This window comes from Streptomyces sp. NPDC002884, from assembly GCF_040295245.1.
GTDB lineage: Bacteria > Actinomycetota > Actinomycetes > Streptomycetales > Streptomycetaceae > Streptomyces.
The window spans coordinates 409,034-425,413 of record NZ_JBEOVB010000002.1; the positions used below are offsets into that span (position 1 = coordinate 409,034).

Consider the following 16,380-nt stretch of genomic DNA (forward strand, 5'->3'; position numbering starts at 1 on the left):
ACCTCAGCCCATGCTCTTCGCGCCGTCCAGGGACTCCCGGATGATGTCGGCGTGACCCGCGTGCTGGGCGGTCTCCGCGACGATGTGCAGCAGGACGCGACGGGCCGACCAGCGTACGCCCGGCTCGTTCCACGGCGCCGGCGGCAGCGGGTGATCCGCGTTCAGATCGGGCAGGGACACGACCAGTTCGTCGGTACGCCGCGCCACCTCGTCGTACTCCTTCAGCACCCCCGCCAGCGTCTCGCCGGGCAGCATCCGGAACTCGTCGGCCCGCTTGGCGAAGTCCTCCTCGGTCATGCTGGTGAAGTCGGGCATCGAGGAGGGGCCCTCCAGGATGAACGCCGCCCAACCCCGTTCGACCGAGGTGACGTGCTTGATCAGGCCGCCGAGACAGAGTGCGCTCGTGGTGGTCCGCAGACCGGCCTGCTCGTCCGTGAGGTCGCGGGTGGTGAAGCGCAGGAAGTGCCGCTGCTTGGCGAGCGACTCCAGCAGATCGAAGCGCTCGCCGCCGACGGGGGCTGCGGTGGTCTCGCCGAGGGGGGTGGGCTTGCTCATGGTCGCCTTCTTCCGTGAGTGCTGTTCCGCGAACGAGTACCACGTTAGGAGCGATAGAGGTCAGATCCTGACCTAAAGGCGCCGGGTTCACCGCGAAGTCGCCACCACCTCCGCGTCCGCTCCCCAGGCCGCCGCGCACAGCGCGCGCTCGACCTCGCCGGTGTAGACGGCCGCGGCCAGCCAGGCACCGGCGAAACGGCCCGTGTCCGCCGGGAGCAGACGGCCGAAGGCGTCGCGTGAGCGGTCCGCCGCGGCGGACCGGAGCTCGCCGAGCAGATCGCCCGCGGTGGCGAGACCGACGCGACGCAGCCGCCCGCCGTCGCCCGCCCCGCTGTCCGGGAACGCCAGCACCCGGCGGCCCCCGGACACGGTCTGGTGCACGCGGCGGCGCAAAAGGTGCAACGGGGCCTCGTCCACCGGGGGAGCGGGGGCGGCGGGCGCGGCCGTCGACGCGGGCAGGTCCGCGTGCTGGAGACGGTCCAGGCCCAGATCCACCCGGTCGCCGGCCCGGGCCGGGTGCTCGGCGGCGAGCAGCAGGGCGCGCGGGAGCGGTCCCGGCGTGAGACGCGCGACGACCCGCAGCCGACTGCCCCGGGCGGCGGCCAGGAGGCGCAGGTTGTCGCGGTAGGGGAGCGCGGGATCGTCGTGGGCCACGGCGAGCCGGACCGTGCGGCCCTCGCACTCGGCCAGCAGCCGGTCGCCCGTCGCCTCCCGGACCGTGCCCGCCAGGGTGACGTCGAGGAACAGCAGGCCGTGCCCGCCGCCCAGGGCGCGCGCGACCTGCTCGGCGACCGGCACCGCCCACAGCCGGTCGAGCGGCTCGGCGCGCCAGGCGGCACCGGAGGCACGCACCGCCCGCACCCCGGCCCCGGCCCCGAGCCGGCCGGTCGGGGACACCGTCGCACCGGAGACCGCGAGGCCCGCCCGCGACAGCTCACGGTGGGTCAGAGCGGTGTCGCCGATCCGTACGGCCCGGTCCGCGGCGCCGGTCGCCCGGCCCGGGCCGCCCGGAGCCACGTCGGAGACCGTGTAGAGACGGCCCTCGGCGTCGGCGGTCCAGGTGACGGCTCCCGCGTATCCGGTCGTCGTCAGGACGGGCTCCGAGAACAGCCCGTACAGCCGCAGCGAGCCGTCCGGGGTGTACGGCTGACGTACGCCGCCGCGCAGTTCGGCCAGGTCCTGGCCGGTCGCGAACGGCAGACGGTGCGCCATGCCGAGCACGGTGCGCAGCGCCTCGACCAGGTCGGGCAGTCGGTGGGCGGGGTCGGCGGAGCGGGCCGCGCGGACCCCGTTGACCACGGAGACCGCGGCGGCGGCGACCCGGGGGAGCCCCGCGAGCCGCGCGGTGTGCGCCGCCCGCAGAAGCTCCGCCTGGAGCACGGCACCGGATCCGTCCGCACCGGCTTCGAGTACGGCGGCCGTCGCGTCGTACACGGCCCGCGCGGCGGCGAGTTGGCCCGGGTCGGCGGTCTGGGCGGTCTGGGCGGTCTCGGCGGCCGACGGCTGCGACGCCCCTTCGCCCTCAGACTGCGCGGACGTGCTGTCGGGAGTGCTGCCGGACGTGCTGTCGGGAGTGTCCTCGGCCACCGGCGCGGCCGAGGCCGCCGCCGCGCGGTGCAGACAGTCGGGGGCGAGCAGACAACCGCAGCGGATCGCGTTCGCGCTGGTCACCGCGCCTCCGGGCGCGTGCAGTTCGAGGTCGGTGTCGTCGTCGACGGCGATCCGCACGGTGTCGCCCTCGCGGACGGCCGGACGCGCCGTCAGCTTGGCGACGCCCGCGTCCAGCCGCTTGCGCAGCCGGGGCGAGAGCGCCTCGACGAGTTCGGCGGTGACGGACGGCGCGACAGGCGGCAACAGGTCCTGGCTCATGCGATCTTCTCCCCTACCCAGCGGGCGAGTTCGAGCGGACTGAGAGCGGCGACGGGCATGCCCGCGGCGACGAGCTGCCCCGCGACGCCCGTGGAGTAGCGCGGCCGGCCCGTGTCGTCGAGGCTCGCGCAGCCCAGCACGTGGCAGCCCGCACCGACCAGCGCACGCACCTCCGCGAGCAGCCCGCCGAGCGGATAGCCCTCCTCGAAGTCGCTGACGACCACGACCAGCGTCCGCGACGGCACGGTGACCAGCTCGCGGGCGTGCCGCAGCCCCGCCGCGATGTGCGTGCCGCCGCCCACACTGACCTCCAACAGCAGCGACAGCGGGTCCTCGACATGGCCCGTGAGGTCCATGACCTCGGTGGAGAAGGCCAGGAAGTGTGTCGACAGCGTCGGCACCCCGGCCAGCACCGACGCCGTCAGCGCGGCCCACACCGTGGACGCCTCCATGGACCCCGACACGTCCGTGACCAGGATCAGCCGCCAGTCGGCGGCCCGCCGGGCCCGGGTGCGGAACACCGGGTGCTCGGGGATGACCCGGACCGTGCCGTCCGGGGCGCGCCGCGCGGTCGCCAGGTTGGCGCGCAGCGTACGCGGGAGGTCGAGGCCGCCGCCCGGACGGCGGCTGGGGCGCGGCAGCGCCGTGCCGTGCAGCGCGGGGCGCAGCCGGGTGGCCAGTTGCCGGGTCAGCGCCTCGACCAGCCGTCGTACCAGCGGACGCAGCGCCGCCAGCCGGGCCTCGGGCAGCCCGCCCGCGTGCCGCAGCACGGTACGCAGCAGATCGACCGAGGGGCGCACACTGTCCGCGTCCAGCTCCGAGAGCACGTCCCTGCGGCCCGACGCGGCGGCCGCCGCCAGCACCTCCTCCCGGATGCCCGGCCCGAACAGCGCGGCCAGCTCCTGCGACCACTCCCGCACCCCGGGATACGGCACCTCCCGGCCACCGCCGGCCCCCGGTCCCGTCAGATCCCCGCGGCTGCCCTCGCCGCGGCCGCTGCCGTACAGCTCGTCCAGAGCCGTCGCCAACGCGCGTGCGGACGCCGGGAGTTGATCGCTGCGACGGCCCAGGAGGAGCCGCCAACGGTCGGCGGGGGCGAGCCGCCGGTCGGGACGCTCCGGCCCGGGAGGCGCCGACTCGTCGGCGACGGTCCCTGCGTCCGGCGTCCGTTCGTCGCCGCCCGGGGCGGGCAGCAACCCCAGTGACCGCAGGGCGGCGCGGGCCGCGAGGTCCGCCCCGGCCCAGGCGGCGAGCGCGGCCGGGTCCAGCCCGTCGGTGTCGGCGACGCGTCCGGTGCCCAGGCGTTCCTCGACGGCCGAGAGGAGACGGTCGCGGGCCGCGGGACTCAGGGTCTCGAAACCGCCCCGCAGCGCGGGCAGCCGGTCGAGGAACTCCCGGTCGGGCAGCTCCGACACCCGGCCCAGCAGCGGCTCCAGCGCGGGCGCCGCCGCTTCCAGCAGCGGGCCCGCGGCGGCCAGCAGGCCGCTCAGCCGGGCCGTCAGAGCCGACCGCGAGTCGGGGTCGACGGCGCCGTCCACCCAGGACGCGACCCGGTCGCCGAAGGCCCCGGCGCTCTCCTGTCCGAGCAGCACCCGGACCGCTCCGGCGGCGCCGCGCATCAGCGGGGAGCCGTCGGCGGCCAGCCGGGCGAGGGCGTCGGTGAGCCGGATACCGCCCAACAGGTCGGCCCGGTGCGCGAGTTCGAGCAGGGCGTGGGCGTCGGCCGGGTCCTCGGACCCGGTCAGTCCGTCCACCTGCCGCACCGCGGCCGCGGTGAGCAGCTCGGCCACGGCGGCCGCCCGCGCCGTACGGCCCGCGTCGGCGCCGAGCCCCGGCACATGACCGGCCCGCAGCCGGTCCGACACGGCCAGCCCCGCCAGGAGTTCGGGCAGCGTACCGGCCAGGGGCAGTACCTCGGCGACATCGTCGAGCCGTTCGTCCGCCAGCGTCGGCAGGCCGCACTCCGCGGCTTCCGCGAGCCCCTGGAGCACCTGCGCGGCCGTCGGCCCGCCGGCGTCCCGCTCCCCGCGCCGGCGCTCCCGCAGCACACCCTCGGCGGCCTGCGCCGCGGTGACCCCGCGCACGCCGGCCGCGGTCAGCATGGCCGCCGTCGCCGGCGTCCACCTCACTTCCCAGCGCGAGGTGAGGGCCTCGGCGCCGCCCGCGCCGACGACCTCCCGCGCCTCGCCGTACGGCACACCGCACACCGTCAGCCGGCGCAGCAGCAGCTCACGGCGCCGGTCGAGGTCCGACCGCAGCGGATCGAGCCGCAGATCCCGCGCCGGGCCGGAGGCGTTCTCCGGACCCGGCAGGCCGAGCCCCGCCACCTCGTCCTCGACCGCCGGGACGAGACCGCTGCGCGGCGCGCCCGGCGCGGGACGGCCGGTGCGCGTGCCGACCAGCACCCGCTCCATCGCCCGCGCCACGGCCCGTCCCCGCCCGTACGGCTCACCCTGCGCGAGGACCGTCTGCACCGCCTCGACCAACTCGCCCCGGCCCGCCGCGGGCAGCCCGCGCAGCCGGGCCAGATCCGAGGCCAGCCGGGTGATCTCGCGCGCGTCGGCCGGCCCGGACGGATGCCCGAGGTCGCGCAACGCCGCACACACCCGCACGGCCGCCCCCGTCAGCGCCTCCTCCAGCGCCGCCGGATCGCCCGCGGCCCGCAGCACCATGTCCTGCCACTCCGGATCCCGGATACCGGCCGGATAACCGGACCGCTCGTCCAGCAGGGCATAGGCGTACGGAATGAGCGAGGTGACCCACCCCACCCGACTGCCCCCGCCCCCGGCACCCGGCCCGCCCTCCGCGCCCCGCTTGCCGACGCCCGGGACGACGGCTCCGGCATGTTCGCCGGTGACCGGGACGCTGCTGCCGCCCTGCCCGCCGGTGACCGGCATGCTGCTGCCGCCCTGTCCGTTGCCGGCCGGGGCCGCCGTGGCTCCGCGACGCCCGCCGGTGACCGGCACCCCGTTGTCGCCCTGCCCGCCGACGCCCCCGGCAGCGGCCTCGCCCTGCTCGCCGACGGCGGCCGGGGCGGAGCCGTCGACCGGTTCGGCGAGGGCCGAACCGGTCAGCGCGGGCGCGTGGAAGGCGCCGACGAGCACGGCGGCACGCTCGCCCCGCGCGGTGGCCTCGGTGATCCGGGCCCGCATCCACCGCTCACGCCGCAGGTCCAGCTCGGGCACCCCGCCGGACGCTGCCGCGTCCGCGCGCAGCGCCCACCCCGTCAGCAGGGCCGCACGGCGCAGCGCCTCGGGCGGCGAACCCGGGGCGGTGGCCTCGACGAGCCGGTCCCACAGGTCGTCCCCGGGACGGCCGGTGAGCCGGGCCCGCAGCGCGCCGGCGAGTCCGGGCACCGCTTCCTGCGCGGTGCCGTCGCGCCCCTCGCCCCACGCCCGGTCCGCGAGGGGCAGGTCGCAGGCGAGCACCGGGACGCCGTGCCGGGCGGCCCAGCGCACGGCGGCCAGCTCGGGCGAGAAGTCGGCGAACGGATAGAACGCCGGACCCCCGCCGCCCCCGCCCCCGTCCCTGCCCCCGCCACCGGGCGCGGCGGCCAGCGCGACCGGGGCACGGGTCTCCTCGTGCCCGAGCCAGGGCAGCCACTCCTGCATCTCGGCCGGCAGCTCGACGAGCAGCACGTCGGGCTTCGCCTCGTCCAGCAGCGCGGGCACGGCGGCGGCCAGCGAGGGCGCGTGGTGCCGTACGCCGATCAGATAGGGCGCGGCCGGGTCCGTGAGGGCGGCGAGCGCCTCGTCCGGGGATCCGGGCGAGCCCGGGAGGCCCGCGGAGTCCGGGAGAACCGGCGAGTCGGGGGAGCCCGGGAAGTCCGGGGAGCCCGGGGAGCCCGGTGAGTCCGGCGCGGTGGTGGGGTGTGGGGACACGGCCGTCAGCCCTCCAGGACCGTGCGCAGGTCCCACAGGGTGCGCCAGGTGGCGGAACCCTGCTCGGCGCGGCGCCGGACGGGCCCGTCCCAGTAGCCGCGCAGCCGGGCCGCGTCGGCCGGGTCGTCCTTGCGGACCACACCCAGCAGATGGCCCGGCAGCAGCCCGAGCACATCACGGTCGCCGGGGAAGTACGCCGCCGCGAGCGCCAGCGCACCCGCGACGGACACGGCCTCCGCGGTACTCATCACCGTGGACGGCCGCTCCACCTCCCAGCCCTCCGCCGACCGGCCCTCACGCAGATCACGGAAGGCGGTGACCAGCGCCTCCAGCACGGCGTCGTCGACCTGGAAGGGCGCGCCGGCCCGCTCCACCGAGGCCCGTGCCTGGCTGCGCACCAGGGCGGTCTCCGCGTCGAGGTCCGGAATCGGCCCGACCGTCTCGAAGTTGAAGCGGCGCTTGAGGGCCGCGGACATCTCCGAGACGCCCTTGTCCCGCAGGTTGGCCGTGGCGATGAGGTTGAAGCCGGGGGCCGCGTGCGCCAACGCGTCGTCCGATCCCGCCAGTTCGGGCACGGCGATGCGCCGCTCCGACAGCAGCGAGACCAGCGCGTCCTGTACCTCGGGCAGACAGCGCGTGACCTCCTCGACCCGGGCGATGGCGCCCCGCGACATGGCGGTCAGCACCGGCGAGGGCACCAGCGCCTGCCGGCTCGGCCCCTGCGCCAGCAACAGGGCGTAGTTCCAGCCGTACTTGAGCTGGTCCTCCGTCGTGCCCGCGGTGCCCTGCACGACCAGCCCGCTGGTCCCGCACACGGCGGTGGAGAGCAGCTCGGACAGCATCGACTTGGCGGTACCGGGCTCGCCGACGAGCAGCAGTCCGCGCTCGCCGGCGAGCGTGACCACGCACCGCTCCACCAGCGCCCGGTCGCCGACGAACTTGCCCTCCACGACCAGCCGGCGCGGCACCCCGTCCGGCGCCCCGGCCTCCTCGGGCAGTTTCAGGGCGCGGCCGTCGCTGCCCATGACGAACGTGACGACGGCACGCGGGGTGAGCCGCCAGGCGGGCGGGCGCGGCCCGTCGTCGTACGCGGCCAGGAAGGCCAGCTCGCCGGCGAAGCGGTCCTCGGGCGGGACGATCTGGCGAACCGGGCCGGGGGAGCCGGCGGAGTCGGAACCGGAGTCGAGGGACAGGGTGGTCGTGGTCATCGGCGCGCGTTCTTCCGTAGCGGGCGGGAGGGTGGTCATCGGCGGCGGCCCTTGCGGGTGGCGCGGGTGGTGAGCTGCTCGTAGGCCGGGGCGTCGCCGGAGCGGACGCGGTCCCACGCGCGCGTGAACAGTTCGGGCACCGGCACCAACGGCATCACGCGCGAGTAGAAGCGGACCGGGTAGAGGCCCTCCTTCCAGATCTCCAGCGGAAGCGCGGGCGATGCCAGGTCCAGCCAGCCGCACGGCAGGAACAGGGTGCGTCCGGCGCGCGCCCGCTTGGCCTCGACGACCAGCTCGCTCGCCGCGAGTTCGGCGCGGGCCTTCTTCATCCGGGCGGGCTTCCAGCCGGTCCAGCGGGCGCAGTTGCGGTCCGTGGGGTCCGGGAGGGCCAGCAGCTGGAGATAGAGCGCCGCCGCGTCCTCGCCGAGGCCGTGCCGTTCGGCGACCTCGGCGACCAGGCCGGGCACGGTGAAGGCCGGGTCCTGGGCGTGTCCGGAGGGTCCCTCGGGATCGCCCCCGGCCGCGAGCGCGCGGGCCAGCCCCTCGTCGAGGAGGGTCCGCAGGGCCCACATGCCCTCGCCCCGCCCGTGCCCGACCAGCCCCTCGACGAGGCCGAACACGGGGTCGTCGGGAGCTTCGAGCGCGCCCGCCCGGACCAGGACGGTCTCCTGGTCGCCGTACCAGGGGCGCAGCACCAGCGCCTCGCCCACGGGTGTCAGGCCGTGGGCGTCGGCGCCCCCGGTGGCGGGCAGCCCGTACGCCTTGCGCAGCTCGACGGCGGACGAGGTGCCCTTCTCCGTCCACGCGACGTCCAGGTCGAGCAACAGGCCCCGGTCGGCGACGCGGCGGCGCAACGCGGCGAGGCTCTCCGGCAGGAGGGCCCGCAGCGGGTGCCCGTACGGCAGGGAGTAGGCGAGTCCGGCCAGCGCGGTCACGGCACCCGTCAGGTTGTTCCGGCCGGGCAGCGCCGCCGGGTCCTCCGCGACCAGGTTGCCGTCCTTGTCCGGCCGTTGGACGGTGGTGCGGCTGATCCAGCGGGTCAGCCCCGGGTTGAGGATCTCCTCGGCGGAACCGGTGGGCAGGCCGCCCAGGGAGAGTTCCCCGGCGAGGTCCTCGGGCAGCCGCACGACCTCGCCGAGCCGCTCGGCCCACACCCGGCCCGCCGCCTCCGTGTCCGGCCCGGCCGTCCACAGGTCACCGGGGTTCCCGGGCAGCAGGGCGCCGACGAGAGCCGCCCGGTCGCCGCTCCCGACCGAGGACAGCAGGGCGTCGGCCAGCTCCTTCTGACGCGGCTTCAGCCCGGTCGCGGCGATCACCTCGGCGGTGAGCTGCTTCGGCAGGCCGGAGAGCAGCAGGGCCGCCTGCATGGGCCCCAGCCCGCCGCGGGTCGCGGTGGCGAGGGCGGCGGGCGCCTCCGGCTGCCAGGGCGCCGGGCCCTTGTCCCGGACGAGCCCGGTGACGGCGCTCAGCGCGTCGGCGGGGAACAGCGCCGGGTGCGCGGTCTCCCGCTCCAGCGTGAAGTGGGCGATCGCCCCGAAGACGCCGGACGGATCGTGGTCCAGGGCGAGCCAGTGCACCCGCCCCGCCTGCCGGTCCAGGTTCTGGCAGCCGAGGACGACGACGGTACGGCCGTCCCGGCGCAGCACCTGACCGACGCGTTCCTGCTTCTCGTGCGGCTCGCTCAGCACGACCTCGCGCAGGGCGGCTCCGGGGGCGGCCAGCGGACCGTCCGCGATCGCCTCGAACAGCAGCAGCAGCGCCTCGCGGTGCGCCTCGGTCACCGTGGCGGAGGCGGCGCGGTACGCGAGCGGGCGCAGCATGTCGAGCACCGGCGTCCACACCAGCCCGATGCCCGGCAGGGTGAACTCGTCGCTGCGCCATCCGTCGGCGGCCTTCGTGGTCCGGGAGGCCTCGGCCAGGGCCTTGCCGTCGGCCGGCTTCCCGGACAGCACGTGGTTCACGGCGCGGACCTGCCGCAGCGTGCTCCAGCGGACCTCGCTGCCCCACCAGCCGTGCACCTCGGTGAGCCCCGTGGTGGCCTCGCGCAGCGTCGCGTCGTCGCCGTGCTCGGGCTTGAGGTCGGCGAACATGCCGTCGGCCCGCCGCCGCTCCGCCTTCGGCCGCTCGACCGGCGGCGCCACGAACGCGGCGGTCGACTCCGCGAGCCGCAGCATCGCGCGCACCAGGGCGGCGACACCCGTGACGAGGCTCCCGTCGCCGAGCGAGGGCAGGGCGCGGGACACGACCTCCTGGACGACCTGGTCCGCGGACGGCACGAGGGCGGCGCTCTCCGAGGTCCCGTCGACCACCTTGGCCGCCGCAAGCTGCGCCTGTCGTTGCGTCAGCGCCTCCTTCGCGGCCCCCAGCATCGCGGCCGCCCGCTCGTCGGTCAGGGCGCGCAGCACCGCCGACGCGTCCTCGTCGCGCGGGCGAAGGGCGTGCCAGAAGTCGACCGGCGGGACGAACCGGGTGCCGGCGGCGAACTCGCCGCCGCGCTCCATCGGTGTCACCCGGCCCAGCTCCCCGGCGGCGGACGGGTCGTCGCCCGCGTAGAGGGCGATCTGCCGGTGCAGTGCGACGGCCACGGGCGCGGCCCCGCCCGGCAGCCGCAGCGCGCCGAGCAGGACGCCGGGCGCCCGCCCGTCGGCCCACGGCAGGGTGACGGTGCGGCCGTCCGGGGTACCGGCGACGGTGCGCGCCTCGGCGCCCTCGCCCTCGGTGCGCACCCAGCGGCCGAGCACGGTCCCGTCCGTACCGAACGGGCTCCGCTCCAGGCCGGGTTGGAGCGGCAGCACCTCGCAGTGCTGCTGCAACAGGCTCGTGTCCTGTCGGATACCGGAGGACAGGAACGCGGGCAGCGAGGCACGCCCGTGGGTGCCGGTCGCCGGGTCGTACTCGAGCCACACCTGCCGGCGGCCCTGCCGGCCCTGGCGCCAGAAGGAGGTGCCGTCGCCGAGGATGCGGCGGCTCGGCGGCACGACGGTGTCACCGGCGTGCAGTGTGCGTCCGCCGGTGGCGCGACCGCCGCCGGGGACCGGGATCGACGGTTCGCCCGCGTCGTTGCCGCCGTACCAGTGCGGAAGCTGCTCACCGCCGAGGGGGAAGACGTCGGCGGGGCGGGCCGACCAGTAGCCGTGCTGCTTGCCGTCCTGCCGCCACATGACGAGCAGTTCGCCGTCCGTGTAGCGGTAGCTCGGGCGCTGCCAGCGGTCCAGTGCGACGGGCAGCCGAAGGTCGTGCTCGAGCAGGATCTCCTCGGGGCCGACGACGATCACCTTGTGCGCGCGGGCGAGGATCAGCGCGGGCCAGGCCTCGCTGACGGCGAGCGTGTCGTCGCGGTCGCGCTTCGTCTCGGCGTCGAGCCGGCGCAGCGCCTCGTCCAGCGCTGGCCAGCCCAGCTCGTCCAGCAGGCCGGCCCGCAGGGTGTGCCCGAGCAGCGGCGCGACCGTGTGCGCGGCGACCACGGCGACGGCCGCCGGGCTGACCCGGGCGGCGATCGAGCGGAAGGGGCGCAGCCGGTCCAGCGCCGCCCGCGCGGCGGGCAGGCCGACGGCCGAGGCCAGTTCCCCGGCCGCGTCGTCCAGCCATGCGCGCAGCACCTCGCTGAGCACCGGGTGGGCGGCCAGCTTCTCCAGCACCTCGGACGCGGGGCGGTTGCCGCCGAGGGTGCTGATCTCGGCGTACAGCAGGCGGCGCAGGCGGGGGTCGGCCGCGACCGCGGTCAGGTCACGCCGGCCGGGCAGAGCCTCGCGCAACCAGCGGTCGACGGAGAGGTAGACGACCTGGTCGGGGGCGGGCAGCGTCAGCGGCACCCCCTGGGCCGCGCACAGGTCGAGCAGGTCGAGATCGGCGCCGGCGTGCCAGCGGCCCGAGCACAGATCGACGGGTCGGCCCAGGTCACGCAGCCGGGGCCCCATCCGCTCCACGAGGGCGAGGGTGGCCGGGGAACGGCCGCTGACATTGCCGCCGTGCTTGCGGTGCAGAGCCCACCGGCCGAGCCAGTCCGCCGGGTCCACGTCGGACGCCGTCTCGCCGGTGAGGAGCAGGTCCGCCCCGCACTCCGCGAGCAGCGCCAGCCAGAACTCGTCGTCCTCGACGGACCGCCCCAGGCCGGCCGGCATGATCTCCAGCAGCCGGGCCCGCACCTCCGGTTGACGCCCGGCGAGGACGGCGAGCGTCCCCCGGTAGGCGTTCCAGAAGGACGCGGGGGCCCGGACCGCGGCGGGCGAGGAGAGCAGGTCGGCGACCAGACCGCACTCCTCGGTGACCCGGTCGAGACCGGCGGCCTTGATCAGCCCGCGCGCGTCCTGCGGCAGCGAGGCGTACGGCGGCATCCCGGCCGCGCAGCGCTCCACGGTCAGCTGCCGGAACTGCGCCCAGGCCTCGGCCGCGTGGAGCCGTGCCGCGAGGGCCTTGACGTGCTCCTTGAGGGCCTTGACCGTGAGCGCCCCGGCGAACGCGAACTCCAGGAACACGGCCCGCTGCCGCTCCTCGTCCACCTTCAGCGCGTGCACCCGCTCGGCCTCCCGGGCCTTGCCGAAGAAGGCGGAGGCGTACGTCGTGTTCTCGTACTGGAGGAAGACGCGCGCGGCCTGCTCGTAGAAGGTGGGCAGGAAGTGCGGCACCGCGCGGCCGAGCCGGGTGCCGAGCGCCTCGAAGCCGTCCTTGGCGTTGCCGGGGCGGGACTTGGCCTGCCGCGCGAGCCGCTCCACGTCCTTGACCAGCGCCAGCGCGTGGTGGCCGTTCGCCGGGTCGTTGACCAGCGCCCAGGCCGGGAAGCCGAGCGTCTCCCGGCGCACCTGACCGACCTCGGGCGTCTCCGGGTCCCGGGCCAGTCCGAGGAAGTCCAGCGCCAGGTCCTCGGCCTCGCCCAGCGTGCCCGGCACGAGCCGCACTATCAGGCGGTCGTCCAGCGCGGGGTGGGAGTACCTGCGGACGGTGAGCGTGTCGGCGTCCTCGCGGGTGGTGCTCCCCGTGGGCAGCACGGCGCCCGCGTCGAGCAGCGCGCCCGCGGTGGTCTCGTCGTAGGTCGTCATGCCGCCCGCTCCTCGTCCTCGATGTCCCGCCCGGCGTACAGCGCGGCCGCCATGCGCATGCCCTCGGACCAGGCCACCGGCCCGATCAGACCGAGTTTCAGGACCCGACCGGCGGTGTCGGTGAACACCAGGGGGCCGGTCTCCGCCTGCTCGTAGCCCTCGTAGTCGCCGACCCACACCCGGGCCTCGACGGTGCGGTTCTCCTCGAGGACGGAGGTGACGGCGTGGCCGCCGCGCACGCGGTAGCCGAGCTGGGTGACCCGGCCGTGCAGGAACCGCTGTTCCTTGAACACGCCGCCCGCGTACTCCTCGACGGCGGTGCCCTCCTCGTCGAGCGTCGACGGGCGCCGCCACACCTCGCGGAACAGCTGCTGCGCGCGCTGCTCGACGCCGAGTTCGACGGCGAACTCCCGCAGTTCCTCCAGGTCGTCGAGGAGCACGGGGTGCGGGAGGCGGACCAGGTCGGGGGTGATGCGGACGGTGTCGCCGTCGAGATCGACCAGACCGAGTCCGCGCTCGGTGCCGGCGTCCCGCAGGAATCCGGCCACCTCGCCGTCGGCCCCGGTGACGACGAGGTCACGCAGGGCGGCCTGCCAGGCGGGGTCGGGCCACACCTGGGCGACCACGGCGAACGGCACCGGCAGCGAGCGCACCATCCACCGCTCCACGTCGGCCAGGCATCGGCGTTCGTGCCGTTCCAGCCACTCGGTGAGCTGACGCAGGCCCACCACCGCCGGATCGTCGGCGATCTTGGGCGGTACGGACTTCAACCGCCGCCCCGCCGCGTTGCGGCACACCACCTTGCCGTCATCGAGGGCGACTTCGTAGTCGCCGGCCGACACCCACCCCATGTGTGCCTCCCGCACCCGCAGTGATCAAGTGACGGGAACTGTAGAACAGGCCACTGACAACGGGATCCGGACGACGGCGGGGCGGGCGGCACCCTGGGGTCCGGCAGCGCGGGACCCCAGGTCAGCGCCCTGTGGCGGGCCTCGCCGGGGACCTCACGCGCCCTCGGCCGGCCAGGGTGTCAGCCCTCGACCCAGCCGTGGTTCTTCGCGAACTGCGCCAGGCCGGCCCGCACCTGGACGATCTGCTCACCGGTGAGCGACGGTGCCGCCGTCAGCAGCGCCTCGGTGACGTCCCGGGTGAACTCCTCGGTGCTCAGCACATCGCACAGGACGTCGTCGTCGGCGGCCAGCGGCTTGCCGTCCGCACCCCGCGCGAGCCGGACGTCGGACGCCTTCGGACCGCGCTCGCCGTCCTCGATCTCGAACTCCACCACGATGCCCCGACGCACCTGCGACTCGGGCATCAACATGTCGTTGACGTGCAGGAAGACGTCCTCCCCGCCGTCGTCGGGCGCGATGAAGCCGTAGCCCCGCTGACTGTCGAAGCGCACCACACGACCAGCAACCATCCCAACCCCCAGCAACCTCGAAACACCCACATCGGTGAACCTGCCCAGATCGTAGTCAAGGCGGCGGGCACCGGGCGACTCCGGGGATTCACTGGGCGCGATACAGCGTGGTGAGCAGTTCGATCACGGCCTGGGTCGCGGGGTGCGGGTCGTCGCGCCACCACACCAGACGGACGGCGACGGGCTCGGCGTCCCGCACCGGCCGGAAGACGACGCCGGGCCGCGGGTACTGGTTGGCGGTCGCCTCGGCGGTCATCCCGACGCTGCGGCCGGTGGCGATCACCGTCAGCCAGTCGTCGACGTCATGGGTCTCCTCCGTGAGCGGGCGCGCGTCGGGCGGCCACAGCTCGGCGGTGGTGGTGCCGGTACGGCGGTCGACCAGGAGGGTCCGTCCGCCGAGGTCGGCCAGCCGCACCGAGCGGCGCCGGGCCAGGGGATCGTCGGCGGCCAGCGCGCACAGGCGCCGTTCGAGGCCGACGATCGCCGCGTCGAACCGCCGGTCCTCCAGCGGCCTGCGCACCACCGCCATCTCGCAGGCGCCCTCCGCGAGACCGGCGCTGGCGGAGTTCACGCGCACCAGCTGGAGCTCCGTCTCCGGGCGCCGCGCCGCCCACTGACGCTGGAAGGCGAGGGTGTGGCGGCCGAGCGCCGACCAGGCGTAGCCGATGCGCAGCCGGGTGTGGCCGGAGGCCGCGTCCTGCACCAGGGCGTCCACCTCGCCGAGCACCCGTCGCGCGTGCGCCGCCACCCGCAGCCCGGTCGCGGTCGGCGTCACCACCCGGGAGGTGCGCCTCAACAGCCTTACGCCCAGGGCCTGTTCGAGTGAGGCCAGAGTCCGGGACACCGCCGCCTGGGAGACCCCGAGCACGGCGGCGGCGTCGGTGAAACCGCCCTCGTCGATGATCGCGACCAGACACCGCAGCTGCCGAAGCTCCACGCCCGGCCCTCGACCGCTCTTGTCCATGACTTCATCGTATAGATGGAGCCGCTCATGCATTTTGCGCAAGGCCGGACCGGGAGGACGATCCGGGTATGCCAGCCGCGCCCATACCCGCACCCGCGCCGACCGTCCCCCTGCCCACGCCGACCGCCCCCCTTCCCGCCACGGTCCCCGTTCCCGGGACGGTTCCCGTACCCGGGTCCCGGAGCGGGCGGCGATTCGCCGGGGTGGCCACCATGGTCGGCAGCGGTCTGTCCAACCAGACCGGCGCCGCGATCGGCTCCCTCGCGTTCCCCGTGCTCGGTCCCACGGGGGTCGTCGCGGTACGCCAGTACGTCGCCGCACTCGTCCTGCTGGCCGTGGGCCGTCCCCGGCTGCGGTCCTTCACCCGGCGGCAGTGGGCCCCTGTCCTGCTGCTGGCGGTGGTCTTCGGGACGATGAACCTGTCGCTCTACACGGCCATCGACCGCATCGGCCTCGGTCTCGCCGTCACCCTGGAGTTCCTCGGGCCGCTGACCATCGCGCTGGCCGCCGCGCGCCGCCGGGTCGACGCCTGCTGCGCGCTGATCGCGGCTGCGGGCGCGGTCACCCTGATGCGCCCGCAGCCCTCCACCGACTACCTGGGAATGGGGCTCGGCCTGCTGGCCGCCGTCTGCTGGGCGTCGTACATCCTGCTCAACCGCACGGTCGGCCGACGTGTCCCCGGGGCACAGGGCGCGGCGGCCGCCGCGGCCGTCTCAGCCGTGCTGTTCCTGCCGGTCGGCGCCGTCCTGGTCCTGCGCCACCCGCCGACCCTGCAATCCGTCGGCTACGCCGTGGCCGCCGGGGTCCTCTCCTCCGCCGTGCCCTGCCTCGCCGATCTGTTCACGCTGCGGCATGTGCCCGCCGCCACGTTCGGCCTGTTCATGAGCGTCAACCCGGTGCTCGCCGCGCTGGTCGGCCGGTTCGGGCTCGGGCAGGACCTCGGCCTCGCCGACTGGTCGGCGATCGCCGCCGTCGTCTGCGCCAACGCCCTCAGCATCGTCGTGCCGCGCCGCTGACCGGGGTCAGGACTCGGCTCGCTCCGCGTTGCGCTTCTTGATGCGGACGGTCTCCTTGCGGACCTCGGCCTGCGTGGCGCGCTCCTTCTCCAGCCACTCGGGACGCGCGTCCTTGACGGCCTCGATCTGCTCGGTGGTGAGCGCCTCGGTCACCCCGCCGCGGGCCAGGCCCGCGATGGAGACGCCCAGCTTGGCCGCGACCACCGGACGGGGGTGCGGGCCGGTCTCGCGCAGCTTGAGCAGCCACTCGGGCGGGTTCGCCTGGAGCTCGGTCAGCTCGGCGCGCGAGACGACGCCCTCCTGGAACTCGGCGGGCGTGGCGGGGAGGTGCACACCCAGCTTCTTCGCCGCGGTGGCGGGCTTCATCGTCTGGGTGCTCTGCTGGGACTTCATACAGTCCAGGGTATCGGCCGCGGCGGAGACCTCCGACC

General features: G+C 75.7%; 10 protein-coding genes. 1 reads left to right on the forward strand and 9 read right to left on the reverse strand.

Going from position 1 to position 16,380, the window contains the following annotated elements; translation table 11 throughout:
* Positions 1-3: 3 nt before the first annotated feature.
* From ABT070_RS06180 to ABT070_RS06215, 8 genes are all read right to left on the reverse strand, one after another.
* Positions 4-555: a DinB family protein gene (locus ABT070_RS06180; RefSeq protein WP_351755372.1), complete on the reverse strand. Its 552-nt coding sequence runs from the start codon at positions 553-555 to the stop codon at positions 4-6.
* Between the two features lie 87 nt (positions 556-642).
* Positions 643-2,424 carry a hypothetical protein gene (locus ABT070_RS06185; protein ID WP_351755375.1) on the reverse strand — a complete coding sequence of 594 codons (1,782 nt, stop codon included), beginning with the start codon at positions 2,422-2,424 and terminating at the stop codon, positions 643-645.
* A complete protein-coding gene (locus ABT070_RS06190; RefSeq protein ID WP_351755378.1) occupies positions 2,421-6,305 on the reverse strand; it encodes a vWA domain-containing protein in 3,885 nt (1,294 codons plus the stop codon). The genes ABT070_RS06185 and ABT070_RS06190 overlap by 4 nt, the downstream gene beginning before the upstream one ends.
* A gap of 5 nt (positions 6,306-6,310) precedes the next feature.
* Positions 6,311-7,513 carry an ATP-binding protein gene (locus ABT070_RS06195; RefSeq protein ID WP_351755381.1) on the reverse strand — a complete coding sequence of 401 codons (1,203 nt, stop codon included), beginning with the start codon at positions 7,511-7,513 and terminating at the stop codon, positions 6,311-6,313.
* 35 nt (positions 7,514-7,548) lie between these two features.
* Complete coding sequence (locus tag ABT070_RS06200; RefSeq protein WP_351755384.1) at positions 7,549-12,549, reverse strand: hypothetical protein; 5,001 nt, start codon at positions 12,547-12,549, stop codon at positions 7,549-7,551.
* Positions 12,546-13,400, reverse strand: coding sequence for a DUF4132 domain-containing protein (locus ABT070_RS06205; protein ID WP_351755387.1), 855 nt, complete (start codon positions 13,398-13,400; stop codon positions 12,546-12,548). The genes ABT070_RS06200 and ABT070_RS06205 overlap by 4 nt, the downstream gene beginning before the upstream one ends.
* A gap of 179 nt (positions 13,401-13,579) precedes the next feature.
* Positions 13,580-13,969 (reverse strand): cold-shock protein, encoded by a 390-nt coding sequence (locus ABT070_RS06210; RefSeq protein WP_028806173.1) that lies wholly within the window; start codon positions 13,967-13,969, stop codon positions 13,580-13,582.
* An 88-nt stretch (positions 13,970-14,057) separates the two neighbouring features.
* Positions 14,058-14,933, reverse strand: coding sequence for a LysR family transcriptional regulator (locus ABT070_RS06215; protein WP_351755391.1), 876 nt, complete (start codon positions 14,931-14,933; stop codon positions 14,058-14,060).
* 68 nt (positions 14,934-15,001) lie between these two features.
* Between ABT070_RS06215 and ABT070_RS06220 the strand changes: the two genes are divergently transcribed.
* The gene (locus ABT070_RS06220; protein ID WP_351755394.1) at positions 15,002-15,949 is read left to right on the forward strand and encodes an EamA family transporter; all 948 of its coding nucleotides are present in this window, start codon (positions 15,002-15,004) and stop codon (positions 15,947-15,949) included.
* Positions 15,950-15,955: 6 nt separating this feature from the next.
* Here the strand turns inward: ABT070_RS06220 and ABT070_RS06225 are convergent, their stop codons facing one another.
* Positions 15,956-16,342 carry a DUF5997 family protein gene (locus ABT070_RS06225; protein WP_351755397.1) on the reverse strand — a complete coding sequence of 129 codons (387 nt, stop codon included), beginning with the start codon at positions 16,340-16,342 and terminating at the stop codon, positions 15,956-15,958.
* Positions 16,343-16,380 lie beyond the last annotated feature (38 nt).

What these genes read in the sequence shown, in the direction of transcription:
- ABT070_RS06180 (WP_351755372.1), bottom strand. Translation starts at nt 555, where the DNA reads ATGAGCAAGCCCACCCCCCTCGGCGAGACCACCGCAGCCCCCGTCGGC.
- ABT070_RS06185 (WP_351755375.1), bottom strand. Translation starts at nt 2,424, where the DNA reads ATGAGCCAGGACCTGTTGCCGCCTGTCGCGCCGTCCGTCACCGCCGAA.
- ABT070_RS06195 (WP_351755381.1), bottom strand. Translation starts at nt 7,513, where the DNA reads ATGACCACGACCACCCTGTCCCTCGACTCCGGTTCCGACTCCGCCGGC.
- ABT070_RS06200 (WP_351755384.1), bottom strand. Translation starts at nt 12,549, where the DNA reads ATGACGACCTACGACGAGACCACCGCGGGCGCGCTGCTCGACGCGGGC.
- ABT070_RS06205 (WP_351755387.1), bottom strand. Translation starts at nt 13,400, where the DNA reads ATGGGGTGGGTGTCGGCCGGCGACTACGAAGTCGCCCTCGATGACGGC.
- ABT070_RS06210 (WP_028806173.1), bottom strand. Translation starts at nt 13,969, where the DNA reads ATGGTTGCTGGTCGTGTGGTGCGCTTCGACAGTCAGCGGGGCTACGGC.
- ABT070_RS06215 (WP_351755391.1), bottom strand. Translation starts at nt 14,933, where the DNA reads ATGGACAAGAGCGGTCGAGGGCCGGGCGTGGAGCTTCGGCAGCTGCGG.
- ABT070_RS06220 (WP_351755394.1), top strand. Translation starts at nt 15,002, where the DNA reads ATGCCAGCCGCGCCCATACCCGCACCCGCGCCGACCGTCCCCCTGCCC.
- ABT070_RS06225 (WP_351755397.1), bottom strand. Translation starts at nt 16,342, where the DNA reads ATGAAGTCCCAGCAGAGCACCCAGACGATGAAGCCCGCCACCGCGGCG.